Origin of the sequence: Mariniflexile gromovii (genome assembly GCF_017814435.1) — a bacterium.
Classification (GTDB): Bacteria; Bacteroidota; Bacteroidia; order Flavobacteriales; family Flavobacteriaceae; genus Mariniflexile; species Mariniflexile gromovii.
The window spans coordinates 19,813-36,439 of record NZ_JAGJCB010000005.1 but is presented as its reverse complement, the minus strand read 5'-3'; the positions used below and the strand labels follow the sequence as shown (position 1 = coordinate 36,439).

17 protein-coding genes are annotated in these 16,627 nt (G+C 33.5%); 5 read left to right on the top strand and 12 right to left on the bottom strand.

Annotated elements, in window-relative coordinates:
* Position 1 precedes the first annotated feature (1 nt).
* Genes J8H85_RS07215 through J8H85_RS07205 form a run of 3 tightly spaced genes read right to left on the bottom strand, consistent with a single transcriptional unit; the run spans position 2 to position 3,468 of the window.
* Positions 2-883: a diacylglycerol/lipid kinase family protein gene (locus J8H85_RS07215; protein WP_209654006.1), complete on the bottom strand. Its 882-nt coding sequence runs from the start codon at positions 881-883 to the stop codon at positions 2-4.
* On the bottom strand, positions 880-2,862 hold the full coding sequence (locus J8H85_RS07210; protein WP_209654004.1) for an LTA synthase family protein: 1,983 nt from the start codon (positions 2,860-2,862) through the stop codon (positions 880-882). The genes J8H85_RS07215 and J8H85_RS07210 overlap by 4 nt, the downstream gene beginning before the upstream one ends.
* A 51-nt stretch (positions 2,863-2,913) precedes the next feature.
* Positions 2,914-3,468: a DUF2911 domain-containing protein gene (locus tag J8H85_RS07205; protein ID WP_209654002.1), complete on the bottom strand. Its 555-nt coding sequence runs from the start codon at positions 3,466-3,468 to the stop codon at positions 2,914-2,916.
* Between the two features lie 174 nt (positions 3,469-3,642).
* On the opposite strand from J8H85_RS07205, the gene J8H85_RS07200 reads away from it, so the two are divergent.
* Genes J8H85_RS07200 through J8H85_RS07190 form a run of 3 tightly spaced genes read left to right on the top strand, consistent with a single transcriptional unit; the run spans position 3,643 to position 6,237 of the window.
* On the top strand, positions 3,643-4,194 hold the full coding sequence (locus J8H85_RS07200; protein ID WP_209654000.1) for an RNA polymerase sigma factor: 552 nt from the start codon (positions 3,643-3,645) through the stop codon (positions 4,192-4,194).
* Positions 4,178-4,747 (top strand): hypothetical protein, encoded by a 570-nt coding sequence (locus tag J8H85_RS07195; protein WP_209653998.1) that lies wholly within the window; start codon positions 4,178-4,180, stop codon positions 4,745-4,747. The genes J8H85_RS07200 and J8H85_RS07195 overlap by 17 nt, the downstream gene beginning before the upstream one ends.
* Positions 4,748-4,758: 11 nt before the next feature.
* Positions 4,759-6,237 (top strand): hypothetical protein, encoded by a 1,479-nt coding sequence (locus J8H85_RS07190; protein WP_209653997.1) that lies wholly within the window; start codon positions 4,759-4,761, stop codon positions 6,235-6,237.
* 1 nt (position 6,238) lies between these two features.
* Here the strand turns inward: J8H85_RS07190 and miaA are convergent, their stop codons facing one another.
* The 8 genes from miaA to J8H85_RS07150 form a co-directional block, all read right to left on the bottom strand.
* Entirely contained in the window at positions 6,239-7,189 is a 951-nt protein-coding gene (gene miaA / locus J8H85_RS07185) for a tRNA (adenosine(37)-N6)-dimethylallyltransferase MiaA (protein WP_379936934.1), read from the bottom strand.
* Positions 7,143-7,973: an ion transporter gene (locus J8H85_RS07180; RefSeq protein WP_209654387.1), complete on the bottom strand. Its 831-nt coding sequence runs from the start codon at positions 7,971-7,973 to the stop codon at positions 7,143-7,145. Before J8H85_RS07180 ends, miaA begins: the two co-directional genes overlap by 47 nt.
* A gap of 26 nt (positions 7,974-7,999) precedes the next feature.
* Entirely contained in the window at positions 8,000-9,961 is a 1,962-nt protein-coding gene (locus J8H85_RS07175) for a DUF3857 domain-containing protein (protein ID WP_209653995.1), read from the bottom strand.
* A 50-nt stretch (positions 9,962-10,011) separates the two neighbouring features.
* The gene (locus J8H85_RS07170; protein WP_209654383.1) at positions 10,012-11,376 is read right to left on the bottom strand and encodes an exonuclease domain-containing protein; all 1,365 of its coding nucleotides are present in this window, start codon (positions 11,374-11,376) and stop codon (positions 10,012-10,014) included.
* A 105-nt stretch (positions 11,377-11,481) separates the two neighbouring features.
* Positions 11,482-12,144 (bottom strand): YggS family pyridoxal phosphate-dependent enzyme, encoded by a 663-nt coding sequence (locus tag J8H85_RS07165; RefSeq protein ID WP_209653993.1) that lies wholly within the window; start codon positions 12,142-12,144, stop codon positions 11,482-11,484.
* 19 nt (positions 12,145-12,163) lie between these two features.
* Positions 12,164-12,745: an outer membrane beta-barrel protein gene (locus J8H85_RS07160; protein WP_209653991.1), complete on the bottom strand. Its 582-nt coding sequence runs from the start codon at positions 12,743-12,745 to the stop codon at positions 12,164-12,166.
* A 39-nt stretch (positions 12,746-12,784) separates the two neighbouring features.
* Positions 12,785-13,675, bottom strand: a complete 891-nt coding sequence (locus J8H85_RS07155; protein ID WP_209653989.1) for a 3-hydroxybutyryl-CoA dehydrogenase — start codon at positions 13,673-13,675, stop codon at positions 12,785-12,787.
* Positions 13,676-13,782: 107 nt separating this feature from the next.
* Positions 13,783-14,742 (bottom strand): Gfo/Idh/MocA family protein, encoded by a 960-nt coding sequence (locus J8H85_RS07150; RefSeq protein ID WP_209654381.1) that lies wholly within the window; start codon positions 14,740-14,742, stop codon positions 13,783-13,785.
* A gap of 302 nt (positions 14,743-15,044) precedes the next feature.
* Between J8H85_RS07150 and J8H85_RS07145 the strand changes: the two genes are divergently transcribed.
* Positions 15,045-15,686, top strand: coding sequence for a protein-L-isoaspartate(D-aspartate) O-methyltransferase (locus J8H85_RS07145; RefSeq protein WP_209653987.1), 642 nt, complete (start codon positions 15,045-15,047; stop codon positions 15,684-15,686).
* Between the two features lie 15 nt (positions 15,687-15,701).
* The gene (locus J8H85_RS07140) at positions 15,702-16,064 is read left to right on the top strand and encodes a hypothetical protein (protein WP_209653985.1); all 363 of its coding nucleotides are present in this window, start codon (positions 15,702-15,704) and stop codon (positions 16,062-16,064) included.
* Between the two features lie 14 nt (positions 16,065-16,078).
* Here the strand turns inward: J8H85_RS07140 and J8H85_RS07135 are convergent, their stop codons facing one another.
* Positions 16,079-16,624 (bottom strand): hypothetical protein, encoded by a 546-nt coding sequence (locus J8H85_RS07135; RefSeq protein ID WP_209653983.1) that lies wholly within the window; start codon positions 16,622-16,624, stop codon positions 16,079-16,081.
* Between the last annotated feature and the right edge of the window lie 3 nt (positions 16,625-16,627).

The window sequence follows — 16,627 nt, the reverse complement described above, 5'->3', positions numbered from 1 at the left end:
GTTAGGCTATTACTTTTAAGGCTTTTTCGAGGATTGAAATATTGATGGTTTGATTTTTTATCATTTTAAATTCGCCATCCATTTGAATTTGAAATAGCAGTTTGTCTTTTAAAGTAATTTTCAATTGCTTTGTTTGATAGCAATTGACTTCTTTTAGCATATGATGGCTTTTAAAAAGCATCAAAACAGTAAATAAAAAGATTTTAAAAGCACTTATTTCTTTAACAATAAGTACGTCTAACTTACCATCTTGTAAGGAAGCTTTTGGAGTTAAGCTTACTTTGTAACCCAATTCATTTGAATTAGAAATAAAAATTAAAAAGGGTTTATGTTGAATGCTTTCATCATCTAAAGTTGTTTCAACATCCATAAGTTTATTCGATTTTTTTAAGGATTTTAAAGTCGCTTTTATATAACTAACAAGTGTTCTTTCGTTGGATGCTTCGTAGTGTTTTATCACTTGGGCATCAAAACCAATGCCTGTATTACTAAAAAAATGAAGGTTGTTTAATGTGCCAACGTCAATTTTTTTTACGGTTTGGGTTTTAATTAATGCAAGTGCTTTATGAATGTTTTTTGGAATATTTAAGTTAGAAGCCAAACCATTGCCAGAACCTATTGGAATTATTCCCAAGATAATAGGAGAGTTTACCAAACACGAAGCGACTTCGTTAATTGTGCCATCACCACTGCAAGCAACAATGATATGGGCTTTTTCGTTTATAGATTCTTGGGTAAGTTTTATGGCATGTTTTTTATAACTTGTTGGTTTAATAACTATGCTGAAATCCTTTTTGTTGAAATATTTTTCAAGAAGTGCTAAATCTAGAAAATTACTGCCTTTACCTGCTATGGGGTTTAGGATAAAGTGTATATGCCTCACTGACTGTTTTTAAGTTTTAAACCATTATTATGGTATAGGTAATCTGCCACTTGATAAAATGAAATGGTTTCTTCCAACAATTTAGGATCAACGTCTTTGTGTATTAAATCGTCATTATCGGTTTCCCATTCGTAATAGTTAACAATATGTTGGTCGCTTAAAACCATTAATTGCTGGTCTTTTAAAAGGCCTAAATTACGGTAGTTACCAATAAAAGCGCGTTCGTCTTCTTTTTTCATTTTCAGGATATCAAGACCAAATAAATTTGAAGTGTAGTCCCAATTTAAAAGTCCAAATAGAGTAGGGAACATGTCAATTTGCGAACTTAACTTCTGTATTTTTTGTGGTGCCACGTTTTCAAGATTGAAAATCATGGCAGGAATGCGGTATTTGTCTATGTTTAAGTTCCAACGCCCTGCACTACTTGCACAATGGTCTGCCATAATAACAAACACGGTATTGTTGTACCAGGGTTTTGTTTTGGCTGTTTTTAAAAAGTTGCCTATGGCATAATCGGTGTATTTTATGGCGCCTTCTCTACTGGTGCCCGAAGGAATGTCAATTTTACCTTCAGGATAGGTAAAAGGGCGGTGGTTGGAAGTCGTCATTACAAAATTAAAGAAAGGAGTTTCGGTAAGATGCGCTGCATCGGCTTCTTTTAAAACCTTATTGTATATATCTTCATCACATACACCCCAGGCGTTTTCAAAAGTAACTTCATCATCATCAATATTGGTTCGTTTTGTTTTGATGTCGGAATCTAACAAAAAGCCTCTTCCTCGGTCAATAATATTAAACCCGTTACCGCCAAAATAGGTGTTCATATTATCAAAATAGCCATCGCCACCATAAAAGAAATTACGTTCGTAGCCTTGTTGATTAAAAACCTCACCAATGGTAAACAATCCTTGGTTTTTATCGCGTTTCACGATGCTTCTACCAGGTGTAGGCGGAATGGACAAAGTTATGGCTTCCATACCTCGTACCGTACGCGTACCCGTAGCATAAAGGTTGGTGAAAAACAAACTTTTATTGGAGAGCGAATCCAGGGTAGGTGTTATATTTAAATCACTTCCAAAGGAATTGAGATAGGAGGCGCTTAAGCTTTCAATACAGATAAAAATAACATTAGGTCTTTTTGCAGGGTTTAAACTATCGGCATGTGTTATGCTTCTGTAAATTTGTTTTTTTGTGGGCTGCAAAAATTGGCTATTGGAGGCAGTTAATTTTTGTTTAACATTGGCAAAGGCTTTATCTTCTTCAATGGTATTGTAAAATTCGGTATAAGATAATTCGTTGCTTCTAAAGGCGGCAAAAAAGGAATAGATGCCTGTTTTTGCTAATTCGTTGTTGTATCGGTTTTTGAATTGTTCGGCATCTTCATTTTTTATAAAAAAAGCAAATATGGCTGCAATGGCTATTATTAATGAAGACGGTATTATTTTTTCTTTAAATACCGTATCGTTATTAAATGTTTTTTTGAATACGCTTGCCTTTTTGGTGGTAAACAGTACTATCAACAATACAATTAAAATAGAACCTAGAAGTAGAGGTATTGGGTACGATTCGTTAATGTTTTTTACAACTTCGTAGGTATAAATTAAATAATCTACTGCTACAAAATTAAAACGACGTTCAAACTCCTCCCAAAAGGTAATTTCGGCAAAAAAAGAAAAAAGAAAAATAAGCACACCAATGCTATAAGCTATATAGGTAATTACACGATCGAATATAGAACCGTATAGTTTTTTAGGAATGATTAAAAGGTAAATAGCATATGGCAATGCAAAGAAGGATACGGTACCCACATCAAAACAAAAGCCAATTATAAAGGTTTTTATTAAAACAAGTACAGAAGCATCAATTTGAGGAAAATACCAAAACGTTAAACAAAACCTTAATATAAATGCTAGGGAGATGAATATTAAAATGTAAACTTTTAGTAATTCAAAACGTTTTGGAAAAATCTTATTCCACATGGTTCATGCAGGTTAGTTTTTTTTTACTGAAGAATAAAACCACCTTAAAAATTATTTAAGAGGCACGGCAACTTTTACGTCGTCCCACGCCATGGTTAATGATAAGCTATCGGTAGAGTTATCAAAAGCAATGGTAAATTGCTCTACAGGAGCATCTAATATATGAACGGGTACTTCAACATCTACAACATCATAATTAGGATCCCACATAGGTTGCATTTCAGAGTTTACACCCCATGAGTATTGTTTGGAATTAAAAAGAACGCTCCAAGTACTGTCTCTTGGCACGGTCCATAATGTGTATTTTCCAGCAGGTAAAGACATCCCTTTTATGGTCAGGTTTTGATTTGTTTCAAAAGTAGTGGCTTCGTTGGCACCAGTTCTCCAAACCTGGTTGTAAGGCACTAAAGCGCCAAAAATTTCCCTTCCTTTTTTATAAGGTCTGTTATAGAACACTTTAAGTTTTAAATCGTTAAGTTTAAATTCAACTGTATCTTTTGGACTTAAGCGTTTTTCGAAAATATTTTCAACAAAGCAAGAATATAAAAATAAGCCTATGGCAATGATGGATAATAGTATTAAAATGCGTTTCAAAAAGGTATTCATAAATTGGGAATTATTTGGTATAAAGATACTTTAAAAAGTAATAATTACTAAAACACAAACGTACAATTCTTTAGTTTTGTTTTAATGGATCAAAAAAAAAATAATTTTTTGCAACACTCTACTTTTTTTATCGTCTTTAAAATGAACTAACTTAAAACCAAAAGTTGAATTGGCATGTTTCAGGTTGACATTATAGAACAATGTAAACAAAATAACCGAAAGGCACAATTGCAGTTGTACAACCAGTACTGCAATGGTATGTACAATGTTGCCAAACGGTTTTTGAAAGATGCCGATGATGCTGAAGATGTCGTGCAAGAAGCTTTCATCAAAGCCTTTTCAAAACTTCATCAGTACAAAGCAGAAGTAACTTTTGGTGCTTGGTTAAAACGTATTGTAATAAATAAAAGTATCGATTTTTTAAAGTCTAAAAAACAACAACTTTTTGAATTGGAAGAGGCGCACCTAAAAGTTGTAGATACTTTTGAAGAAGACAAATGGTTGGTAGAAGACACAATTACATTAAACGATGTGAAAAAAGCAATCAATAATTTACCTGAAAAGTATCAATATGTGGTGATGCTTTATTTAATTGAGGGTTACGATCATCAAGAAATAGCTGAAATTTTAAACATTTCTGAAGTGGCCTCGCGCACACAACTATCTAGGGGTAAAGTAAAATTGCAAGAACTGTTAATTCATAAAAAAAATGGCACAAGAAATTAGAGCGTTATTTAAAGATGAGGCACATGAACAGGAAACCATGCCAAAAAATCATCAAAAACGATTTCTCAAAAAGTTAGATGCAGCATTGCCGGTAGAGAAACCAAAATTTAATTGGTTAAAAATAGCCGCTAGCATTGTGGTGCTTTTAGGAATGAGTTTTGGAGCCTACAATTTTTTTAAACAGGATATGCCTGTACCTAATAATGTGGTAACACAAAGTGTAGAAACAAAAACACTGGGCGATGTATCACCTGGGTTAAAAAAGGTTGAAGATTATTATTTGGCAAGTATAAATTTTGAATTGTCTAAAATAGAATACACTCCAGAAACTAAAGAGCTTTTTGATGGGTATGTGGTGCAATTGGAAGAACTTGATAAAGAATACAAACGTTTATCGGTTGAATTGACCCAATCGGGCCCTAGTGAATTAACAGTAAATGCATTAATTGATAATTTGAAGTTTCGTTTAAGTCTATTGTATCGTTTAAGAGCACAATTAAAAGAATTGAACGCTTCCGAAACTAAGGTGGGCGAAGGGTTGCAATCCATCTAAAAAATCAAAAAATGAACAAATCAATTATAAATAGAGCGCTTATAGTATTAAGTTTCTTAGTAGTAGGTACGCTATTTTCTCAACAGAAACTTACTAAAACAACACAGTCTGTTGAAGTAAATAAAGATGTTACCATCAATTTAAATACAAGTTATACAAACATTGTTTTTGATACTTGGAATAAAAACACCGTAGAAATTGAAGCTTATATAGAAGGCGAAAAATTAAGTGGAGATGCTCTAAAAAAAGCCTTAAAAGAATGGCAAATTACGATAAATGCCTCTAAAAGTGCTGTTACCATTTCAACAAAAGACAGTGGTTCTTCTTCTTGGTCGCATAGTTACAGCGATCATGATAGCAATGCTGTAGATGCCGTTTTAAAAGAATTAAAATTTGAATTGGCCGAAATACCAGAATTACCAGAATTGCCACCAATTCCTAAGGCTCCAAAAATGCCCAAAATGCCCGAGTTGCCAAAATTACCAGAAGGCATAAGCAAAATGCAGTTCGATTATGATGCTTACCAAAAGGAAGGCGAGAAGTATTTAAAAGAATATTCAAAGAATTTTGAATCGGCTTACGGTAAAGATTATGCCAAAAAAATGGAAGCTTGGGGCGAACAATTCGGAAAAGAATGGGGCGAAAAGTATGGAAAGGAAATGGAGGCATGGGCTAAAACGTTTGATGGTAAATGGGAAGAGAAATACGGCAAACAAATGGAAGCTTGGGGCGAGCAATTTGCTAAACGTATGGAACAACAAGCAGAAAGAATGGAACAACAAGAACGTATGGCAGTTGAGCGTGAAAAACATGCAGAGATGCGGGAAAAGCATTCTCAAGAAAGAGAAAAATTGGCTAAAGAAAGACGTGTCTTAATTGAAAAAATGGTAGGTGAGAAATCGAATGTTCATGTTAAGAAAACCATTAAGATTAAAATGCCAAAAGGCGCCAAATTAAAAGTAAACGTAAGGCATGGAGAAATAGAATTTGCTTCAAATATTGATAATTTAAAGGCAGATTTAGCTTATACCAAGTTTACAGCACAAAGCATTAATGGGAGTTATACTTCCATTAATGCTTCCTATTCGCCCATTTATGTAACCTATTGGAATTTAGGTAATTTAAATATTAATTATGCTGAAAATGTAAAGTTGAACCATGTAAAACAGTTGGTTTTAAATTCAAATTCATCAAACGTTACTATAAACAATTTGTTGGGAAATGCGGTTATTCAAGGGAATATTGGCGATTTAAAAGTGTTGAAAATAGACGATGCCTTTACTAATTTAAATGTATCGCTTCAAAATAGTAGTGCAACCATTTCACTTCCAAAAACCGACTATAGTTTGCTTTTTAAAGGAAGTCATACCCGTTTTAGTCATCCCAAAAAATCTTCAAAAGATACTTCCACAACATTTTCTACAGGAAGTCCACATAGTGGAAAAAGCATTGTAATACATGCTAAATACAGTAAGGTTGCTATGCAATAATCTATGCTGTTTTAATGAGCGACTTACACGATTCTATAATAGTTTCAACAGGAGTTAAATAATCAAACCACAAGGTGTTTTCATCCTTTTTAAACCAAGTTAGTTGTCTTTTGGCAAAGCGCCTGCTATTCTTTTTTATTTCAGAAATCGCAAAATCTAAAGTCCATTCACCTTCCAAATAATTGAAAAGTTCCTTGTAGCCAACGGTATTTAAGGCGTTCAATTCTTTATAGGGGAGTAGATTTTTAACTTCATCCAGCAAACCTTGTTGCATCATGATATCTACCCGTTGGTTGATGCGGTTGTAAATGGTTTCCCTTTCGGCAGTTAAACCAATAGTGATGGTTTTAAAATTTCTGTTGGCTTCTTTTTTATTCAAAAATGACGAATAGGGCATTCCGGTACCCATACAAATTTCTAATGCACGAATAACCCGATGCGGATTATCGATAGCCATATTGTTGTAAGAAGCGATATCCAGCTCTTTAAGTTGGTTTTGTAGATATGTGAGCCCTTTATTTTCTAAATCGGAATTTAAAGTTTCACGAATGTTGGCATCTATCTCAGGAAAATCGTCCAAGCCTTTAGTAACAGCATCTACATACAACCCAGAGCCGCCCACCATAATAACCACATTATGGTTTTTAAACAAAGTGTTAAGTGTATTTAAAGCATCTTTTTCAAAAGCCCCAACGTTGTAATTGTCTTGTATGGATTTATTGTGAATGAAATGATGTTTTGCAGCTGCCAACTCTTCTTTTGAAGGAGCCGCTGTACCAATACTCATTTCTTTAAAAAACTGTCTGGAATCTGCCGAAATTATTTCGGTATTTAAATAATTGGCCAGTTTTATACTTAAAGCTGTTTTGCCAATGGCGGTAGGTCCAATTATGGAAATAAGATATTTAGGCATTGTGTAATTTATTGCCGCATCTTCTGCAGTATGAAGCATCGCTAAAAACAATATCGGTACCGCAGTTTGGGCAAGAGCTGTTTGATGTGTTTGATGTTTTATCTTTAGTGGCTGTATATTCGGCTGAAACAATACCGGTTGGCACAGCAATAATTCCGTAACCAATAATCATGATAATGGTGGCCAAAACTTGCCCAACAGCCGTTTGTGGTGTTATGTCTCCAAAACCTACTGTTGTAAGCGTTACTATACACCAATAAATGCTTTGAGGAATACTTTTAAAACCATTTTCGGGACCTTCAATAAGGTACATGACGGTACCTAAAATGATAGAGATAATAAAAACAAAAAAGATAAAAATGAATATTTTTGAACGACTGTTTCTTAAAGCTCTTATAAGTTTATTGGACTCGCCTACAAACCTAATCAGTTTTAATATTCTAAATACCCTTAAAAGGCGCAACGCTCTAAAAACCGATAAAAATTGGGAGTCTAATATGAAAAATGAAATATATTTAGGTAGGGTAGAAAGCAAATCGACGATGCCGTAAAAACTGAATATGTATTTTTTGGGTTGATTAACGCAGATGATTCTTAATATGTATTCTATAGAAAATAAGATGGTTATTGTCCATTCTGAAATATTAAAGAAACTGTGATACTTCTCGTCAAAAGATTCTACACTTTCAAGCATTACAATAATAATACTGTAAATAATAGCAATTAATAAAGTAATATCAAAAACCTTTCCAGCAGGTGTGTGGGTACCATATATAACTTCGTGAAGTTTGTTTTTCCAGTTGGGTTTTTGCTGCATATTCATAGTTTTCAAAAGTAATAAAAGATTTATTACTTCCTTTTCAATAAGATAAGAGAATTGGTTTGAATATCAACTATTTTATTCATAAATTCTTTTAAATAAGGATAGTATTCCGGTGCATAAATCGCTTCGTTAAATTTAATCCTTAATATAGTGTTTAATGAATTTCCAAGTAAACTACTGGAAATAAGTAGTTGCCCTTTGCCATTTGGCAAGTTAAGAGCAAGATCCTTAGGGGTTTCTAAAACAGTATAGGCTTCACCAAAATTAAGATTAAAGGAGTAAAAATACATGTCTTTATATCCAAAATCGATGGGATACGTTCTTTCTTGAAGTTTAAAAGGGTTTTCGTTAAAAAACTTAATGATAAAAGGGTTTAAATAAATGTTATCTCCTGTTAGGCTATTTTCATATTCAATATCATAAGTTTCAATAAAGTCTGAATTTGATTTGCCTTCACTTAAAACCTGATGATTTGAGATTTCAATATTAATATTTTTATCTTGTTTTTTATTTAAATATGTTTCCTTGTTAGGATAATAAGCTTTTCTGGAATTTAAGGCATGATATCCTGTGTTTTTTACGTAAACATTGCCCGATAGTTTTTCCTTGTCATCTAAATTTACTTGAACTTTGTATTGGATTGCAGACGGTGTTTCAAGTTCTATGTCAATCCAATCACTACCATTTTTGAAATCTAAAAGACGTCCATAACCATTTAAACATTTAAAAGGAATATCTCCAAAACTTAAATATTTATCTGTTGCATCTAATAAATATTTTTTACCATCAATAGAGGCCTGTACTATTAGATAATTAAATTCTGAAATTACAGGAAATATTTTTGTAGCAAAACCATTGTTTCTAGTAGAAAGTAAAACGGGTTTTACATCTATTCCAGCGCCATCTAATAAGCTATGAAGTAAAATGTTTATTGATGAAACATTGCCTGATTTGTTTTTGATAAGGTCTTTTACTGAAACTTCTTTAAATATTTTATACTCTTCGTTCCAAGTGTAGTTGTCTTGTACATAATTATAAACCCTTTGCGCTTTTTTTAGAGCATCAGTTTCGTTTAGTATCTCTGGTGTTAAAAGCATTTCGGTATCAACCGATTTTGCCAATTGCCTACCAATATTAGCGTCTTTTCTTAATTCATCATCAACCGTTTTCCAAGATTTGGTGTAATCATTTTTTAAACCATGAAAATCTTGAAATGTTTTTAATTCATATTCTATTCTTGCCAAATAATTGCTTTTTGTAGTCATGTAATCTTCTTCTATAAAAGCGGGAATGTCTTTCATAATGTATATGGAGTTACTACAGTCGGCTGAACCTCCACGAGAAACGATTAGACAGTTTTTTTCAACTTTAGATTCGTTTTTAAAAAGTTGACGCCCCCCAATCAGCTTAATATTGTAATCCCAGTTACCAGGAATACTTGTTGTGTACTCGCTATGTAATTTTGGGATTTCACTTTGGAAACTCCAACTTTTATAATTGAACATAAAACGAGAAATAAGGGTGTAGCTATAAGTTATAACCGATCCTTCTTTAATATTGGGTAAAGCGAATTTTACAAGTGTATGGTTTTCATCATACTTTTCAGTAAAAATATCTTTGTCATTTAGGTTTGTTTTTATAACATTTCCGTTTTCTAAATTGTAGGTGGTTGCTTTTATTTTTGTTGCTTTTTCATCACTGCGTTCACTACTATAAAGGTGAATAATAACGTTGGCATTATTAAAGCCTTCACGTTTTAATATTTTTATTTTGTATTGTACTTCGGTCCTTAAATTAAATTCATCTTTATCAACATAACTATTGCCTTTTTCGTAAATAACTAAGGCGTTGGCTGTAGAATCCTTTACAAAGGTTGAAGATTTTAAATCATCAAGCGTAACGTTATAGCTTTCAGAATTATACCTTTCTTGTGAAAAACTTATGAAACCAAGAAAAGCAAACAGAAGGACAGTGAGATTTATTTTCATTAAACAGTTGTTTTTACTTAAAAAATTTGTACTAAATCTCTTGAAATTTATTAAGTAAACAAAATTATTTTTGCTTTATTGTTTTTCCTTAAATAACTTTGAATGATATGTTGGGTATCTCTATTGTTTTGCATGGGGGTTACAATAGATTCTAAAACCTCAATATTGTTTATTTGATAGTTTAAATTGAAAAAGCCCAAACCTTTAAAAACACCGTTTTCTATCAAAATGGCACTGCGCTCATCAATTTCCCTACCTCTATCTATAATTACCATGTTTTTGTTTTTATAACTGTTTTTGTTGATTAATGCTTCAACACGTTGGTTATAGATTTCGGCTGGTTCTTTTTGAATACAGGCACCGTCACAAGTTTTGATGTCGTAATTAAAACAACTGGTTTTGGTTTTGTACAAGCCTGTAAGTTTTTGACACAGTTTATAATCTTCAACAGCTTTCGTTATAAAACTTTTTCCGCTTTGGCGGTTGCTAAACGTAGTAATGGGGTTTTTACGGCCATCAACCACATCAATTTTTAAGTTCATGTATCCGTGGTCATCAATAAAACTATATAAAGCATGTGTGAAAACAGTTCGACGTAACGATCTGTTAAATTTGGGTTTAACACGTTTTATTTCTTCGCTTTCTTTTAAAAGTGCTACCAATTCGCTGCCGGTAGTTTCGTATGTAACAGCGGTAACTTGTGCTTGTATTTTTTTTGATTTTTGATTGGTACTTGTAAAATGTTGGTTGATACGCTGCTTGATATTTTTACTTTTTCCAATATAGATAATCTCGCCATCAGATTTATGAATGTAGTAAACACCCGTTACTGTTGGTAATTCTTTTATAATATCTAAATGCCTGGGCTCTAATTGAAGCTTTGGGTTTAGTCTTATAGATTGTTGGATGATGCTTTTAGTAGTGTCTTTATCTAAAAGCATTTGAAACAGTTTAACCGTTGCCAAGGCGTCGCCCGATGCGCGGTGTCTATCGGTTACGGGGATTCCTAGTGAGCGGACTAATTTGCCCAAACTATAGGAGTCTTGCCCTGGGATTAAATCTTTAGCAAGTTCTACCGTACACAGTGAAGGACGTATGTATTCAAAACCCAAGCGGCTAAATTCGGTACATAAAATTCGGTAATCAAATTGGGCATTGTGGGCTACTAAAATGCAATCATCGGTAATTTCAACAATGCGTTTTGCTACCTCATAGAATTTGGGTGCATTGCGTAACATGCTATTGTTGATGCCTGTTAAATTAACAACAAACGGTTGTATGTCGCGTTCAGGATTAACAAGACTTATAAATTGATCGACTACCTTGTGGCCATCAAATTTATAGATAGCAATTTCTGTGATGCCTTCTTCATTATACTTACCCCCAGTGGTTTCTATGTCTAATATTGCGTAAATAGTAGTTTAAAGTTTAAAGTTTCAAAGCTCCAGAGCTTCAAAGTTATTAATTTTGCCTAAAGCCTAAAGCCTAAAGCCTAAAGCCTAAAGCCTAAAGTCTAAAGCCTAAAGCCGTTCACCAAATATACTACTTCCCACTCTAATCATGTTGCTACCACAATCAATGGCTAAGGTATAATCACCACTCATTCCCATGCTAATGGTTTCTGGTTTAAAGTTAAATGTTTTGATTGATTTTAAATCATCAAATACTGTTTTTAACAAGGTGAATTCTTTTTTAATTTGATTTTCGTTTTCGGTAAAGGTTGCCATTCCCATAACACCCACAATTTGAACGTTTTTTAATTCTGAAAAGGCTTCAGATTTTAGTATCTCGGAAGCTTCAGATGCCGTCATTCCAAATTTAGAATCTTCCGCGGCTATTTTTATTTGAAGTAAACAATTGATAACCCGACGGTATCTTTTGGCTTGTCTGTTAATTTCTAAAAGTAATTTAAAATTATCAACGCCATGTATCAAACTCACAAAACCTGCCATGTATTTTACTTTATTTCTTTGTACATGCCCTATCATGTGCCATTCGATGTCTTTTGGCATGGCTTCATATTTCTCAACCATTTCTTGTATTTTATTTTCTCCAAAAATACGTTGTCCCGCATTGTAGGCTTCCATTAAATCGCTCACGGGTTTGGTTTTTGAAACGGCAACCAAAGTAACATGGTTGGGTAGGGTGGATTTTATATGTTGAAGATTTTCTTGTATGTGCATTGTTTGTTGTTGGTCGTTTTTATAGTCGGTAACCTAATCCGATTTTTAAAATATTTACGTTTGTATTGTATTTAATATCAGGAATTTCGTTTTCAAGACTTATTTTTACATAATCGTATTGAACTTGGGCAAACAATTTATCGGTTATGTTATAAGCTATTCCTAGATTTATGTTTAAACCACTTTGAGTTTGACTACCACCAGAAATATCAAATCCATTTTGAGTTCCTTTAGCGTCAAAAATTATAAAAGTATATCCAAGTCCAATAAACGGGTGGAAGCTTTTTATAGATTCCATGTCTAATTCCGCAAATATTCTTGGTTGAATTAAATATGCTGTTATTTTAAAGTCTTGAAATTCATTGTTTGGACGAGAATCATTGACTAAAATTCCACTATTTAATGAAGCTCCTAATTTTAAAATGTTTAATTCTGCAAATCTGAATTTAGCTCCAAGATCAATGATTCCACTATAATTTTCTCCAACAAAATTTTTATCTATCGGAATTGGATAGTTTAATTCGAGACTAAATTTTGAATTTTGAGAAAATGATTTAATTGAAAAAAACAATAGTAAAACTAATAATGATTTCTGTATCATAGTTCTGTTTTTAAATTACAAACAACTAAACGAATAAACTTATTTAAGGAATTGCGAAGAAACATGTTCTGCTTTTCTGCTTTCAGAATAATCATAAAAACCTTCACCAGATTTCACACCTAATTTTCCTGCTCTCACCATGTTTACCAATAACGGGCAAGGAGCATATTTGGGGTTTTTAAATCCATCGTACATCACGTTCAAAATGGATAAGCATACGTCCAATCCAATAAAATCGGCCAGTTGTAAAGGTCCCATGGGGTGCGCCATACCCAATTTCATAACGGTATCAATTTCCTGTACGCCAGCAACACCATTATACAGGGTTTCTATAGATTCGTTTATCATGGGCATTAAAATACGGTTGGCAACAAACCCAGGGTAATCGTTCACTTCTACAGGTGTTTTGCCTAAAGCTTCAGATAAATGCATGATGGTTTTGGTAACAGCATCACTGGTGCTGTAGCCACGAATAATTTCAACCAATAGCATAATAGGCACGGGATTCATGAAGTGCATTCCAATTACTTGCTTTGGTCTAGAAGTTGCCGCAGCAATTTGCGTTATGGAAATGGATGAGGTGTTGGTTGCCAAAATAGTTTCTTTTGCACAAGCTTCATCCAACTGTTTAAATATATTCAATTTTAAATCTACGTTTTCGGTAGCAGCTTCTACCACTAAATCTACATGTTTAACGCCTTCAATAATACTTGTAAATGTAGAAATGTTTTGCAGGGTTTCCTCTTTTTTAGATTCCGTAATGGTTTCCTTAGCTACCATTCTATCAAGGTTTTTTGCAATGGTTGCTAAACCTTTTTTTAGAAATGCTTCACTTATATCAATAAGGTTCACATTAAATCCGCTTTGGGCAAAAGTATGTGCAATACCATTTCCCATAGTGCCAGCTCCTATTACAGCTATATTTTTCATGGAATGATTTAAAAAAGTTTCAAAGCTTCATAGTTTCAAAGCTTCATAGTTTATTTTGTCTACCGTCTACCGTCTACCGTCTACCGTCTACCGTCTACCGTCTCTTATTAAAAACAATTAATAATTTGCGTAGCAACACGTAAAGCCTCCGTGCCATCATGAAGCGTTACTTCGGGAGCGGTATTGGTATTTATGGCATTCGCAAAAGATTCCAACTCATCTAAAATAGAATTGTTGTTTTTTACATGCGGATTATCAAAATAGATTTGTTTTTTTTCGCCTTCAGCGTTTTGAAGTACCATATCAAAATCTCCCGGACTGTCAGGAGCGTCTTTCATTTTTACCACCTCGCATTTTTTCTCTAAAAAGTCAACCGATATATAGGCATCCTTTTGGAAAAAACGTGCTTTACGCATTTTTTTAAGCGAAATTCTGCTAGCCGTTAGGTTGGCAACACAGCCATTTTCAAACTCAATACGCGCATTGGCAATATCGGGCGAGCTGCTAATAACCGCAACACCACTCGCGCTAATGCTTTTTACTTTCGATTTTACAACGCTCAAAATAATATCAATATCATGAATCATTAAATCCAATACCACAGGCACATCGGTACCACGCGGGTTAAACTCCGCCAAACGGTGCGTTTCAATAAACATAGGCGAATTAATATCATTTTTCACCGCTAAATACGCAGGGTTAAAACGCTCCACATGCCCAACTTGACCTCTCAAATTGTTTTCCGCCAAAAGTTCCCTAATATGCTCAGCCTCTTCAACGGTGTTCGTAATAGGCTTTTCAATAAAAATATGTTTGCCTTTGGCAATGGCCTTTTTAGCACAATCGTAGTGCGAAAGCGTGGGCGTTACAATATCCACCATATCCACAGCATCAATAAGTGCATCAATAGAATTGAAAAATTTATATCCAAATTCAGCCTCTACCTTTTTGCCATTGGTTTCATCGGCATCATAAAAACCAACAAGCTCGTATTTATCAGATTGTTTAAGAAGTCTTAAATGAATTTTTCCCAGGTGGCCAGCACCAAGTACTCCAGCTTTTAGCATCATATTTAACGTTTTCAACAAAAATAAGATAATTACTATACGAATTTGACAATTACCTTAGAAAATTTAGTTAAAATAATTATTTGGCGTTACCCTACGGGTCGGGCTTTTCGCGCTACACGGTAGCTTGCTCCAATCCCTAACGCGGGCATACTTGCTAAATACCTTTATTTAAACCCAAGTTTCTGCATATCTATAAAAGTTTGTAATCAGTTCATTAAAAACAACATAAAATTTATTGTATTTTAAACTTTTTAAGCTTAAAATGTTTAACTAATTTTACCCTATAAACCAAACCAACATTGAAAGATACTTTTAAGCATAAAGGATTACGCCAACAGTTAGTTGCTACAATAAAAAACAAAGGAATAACAAATGAGGCAGTTTTAAATGCCATTGGAAAAATACCTAGACATTTGTTTATGGATTCTGGTTTTTTGGACTATGCCTATAAGGATATGGCATTTCCTATTGCGGCGGACCAAACCATTTCGCAACCTTATACCGTGGCGTTTCAAACGGAATTATTGCAAGTAAAAAAAGAAGACAAAATTCTAGAAATTGGTACGGGCAGTGGCTACCAAACAGCGGTTTTATGCGAGTTAGGAGCTAAAGTGTACAGTATAGAACGCCAACAAGAACTGTTTAAAAAAACCAACATCTTTTTACCTAAATTAGGCTACCGTGCCAAAAAACTCATTTTTGGCGATGGCTATAAAGGTTTAAAAGAAGAAGCGCCTTTTGATGGTATTATAGTTACAGCGGGTGCACCATTTGTGCCTAAACCCTTATTGAGTCAATTAAAAATAGGAGGTAGGCTGGTAATACCTGTGGGCGAAGATGTGCAAATCATGACCCTTTTCATTAGAAAAGATACCAAAGAATTTGAGCAGCACGAGTTTGGAGAATTCCGTTTTGTACCTTTATTGGAGGATAAGAATTAGTGATAACTATTTAGCATGAAAAATCAATTAGCCATAAAGTTAATTTTGACTAGCCTAATGTTTTGTTCATGCAAAAAGAAAATTACAAATAATTATAACGAAAACGATTTTTATAAAACACAGGGTTTAGTTATTAAAGTAAATAAAAACTTCAACAATTTCGAAAAGAAATTTTCTAACAATTATGTTTATGCATATCGATTAGATTTGTCAATTCCATTAATTGGTTATGCAGATTCTGAATTTATTTTAAAAAATCACGAGCCATTGGTAATAATGGTTAACAAAAAGGACAGTTTAGATAGTTTTATTGCTTACAGAGGGATTCTTGATAAAAAAAGGCTAACTAAATTTAAGGGAGAGTTAAAAATTGATTAAAACAACTCACTTTTTTATTTAGGTAAATAATTTCGAGGTATTGGGTTTCTGCGGTTTTCATTATCCCAAAAAACATTCACTATCCACCAGCGTGTGCCGTCGTTAAGTAATTGTATGCTGTTAATACCACGCATAAAAGGTTCTTCATCCGTTTTACTATGAAACGATTCAAACGTGCTAAAAACATGGGCAATGTTACCAAAAGCATCCACCGTTCTGTGAACTTCTTTTTCAATAAAACCATTATCAACGATCCATTTTCCAGAACTTTTAATGTAATCATCTGGTTTCATGTAGCGTATTTGAAACTTACTTTCATCATTCTTTCCAGAAGTGATAAGTTTGCCATCGGGGTGGAATAAATATTTGAAAAGGGCCCAATCTCTTTTTTTTCCTTTTTCACCGGAAATAGTGGCATATAGCGTGTTGATGGTACTATTAATAGTTAACACGTTCTCAGAATAATCTTTTGGAGCTTCTTTTTCTTTACTTTTTCCTTGAGAATATGTAGCTGAAGTTCCTAAAGAAATTAAAATTAAGAGGAACAATTTTTTCATCATTTT

Excerpts from the sequence above, each read along its gene's own strand:
- J8H85_RS07135 (WP_209653983.1), bottom strand. The coding sequence starts at position 16,624 with ATGATGAAAAAATTGTTCCTCTTAATTTTAATTTCTTTAGGAACTTCA.
- J8H85_RS07155 (WP_209653989.1), bottom strand. The coding sequence starts at position 13,675 with ATGAAAAATATAGCTGTAATAGGAGCTGGCACTATGGGAAATGGTATT.
- J8H85_RS07200 (WP_209654000.1), top strand. The coding sequence starts at position 3,643 with ATGTTTCAGGTTGACATTATAGAACAATGTAAACAAAATAACCGAAAG.
- J8H85_RS07190 (WP_209653997.1), top strand. The coding sequence starts at position 4,759 with ATGAACAAATCAATTATAAATAGAGCGCTTATAGTATTAAGTTTCTTA.
- J8H85_RS07150 (WP_209654381.1), bottom strand. The coding sequence starts at position 14,742 with ATGCTAAAAGCTGGAGTACTTGGTGCTGGCCACCTGGGAAAAATTCAT.
- J8H85_RS07160 (WP_209653991.1), bottom strand. The coding sequence starts at position 12,745 with ATGATACAGAAATCATTATTAGTTTTACTATTGTTTTTTTCAATTAAA.
- J8H85_RS07165 (WP_209653993.1), bottom strand. The coding sequence starts at position 12,144 with ATGCACATACAAGAAAATCTTCAACATATAAAATCCACCCTACCCAAC.
- J8H85_RS07180 (WP_209654387.1), bottom strand. The coding sequence starts at position 7,973 with ATGAATATGCAGCAAAAACCCAACTGGAAAAACAAACTTCACGAAGTT.
- miaA (WP_379936934.1), bottom strand. The coding sequence starts at position 7,189 with ATGCTTCATACTGCAGAAGATGCGGCAATAAATTACACAATGCCTAAA.
- J8H85_RS07210 (WP_209654004.1), bottom strand. The coding sequence starts at position 2,862 with ATGTGGAATAAGATTTTTCCAAAACGTTTTGAATTACTAAAAGTTTAC.
- J8H85_RS07175 (WP_209653995.1), bottom strand. The coding sequence starts at position 9,961 with ATGAAAATAAATCTCACTGTCCTTCTGTTTGCTTTTCTTGGTTTCATA.
- J8H85_RS07205 (WP_209654002.1), bottom strand. The coding sequence starts at position 3,468 with ATGAATACCTTTTTGAAACGCATTTTAATACTATTATCCATCATTGCC.
- J8H85_RS07140 (WP_209653985.1), top strand. The coding sequence starts at position 15,702 with ATGAAAAATCAATTAGCCATAAAGTTAATTTTGACTAGCCTAATGTTT.
- J8H85_RS07195 (WP_209653998.1), top strand. The coding sequence starts at position 4,178 with ATGGCACAAGAAATTAGAGCGTTATTTAAAGATGAGGCACATGAACAG.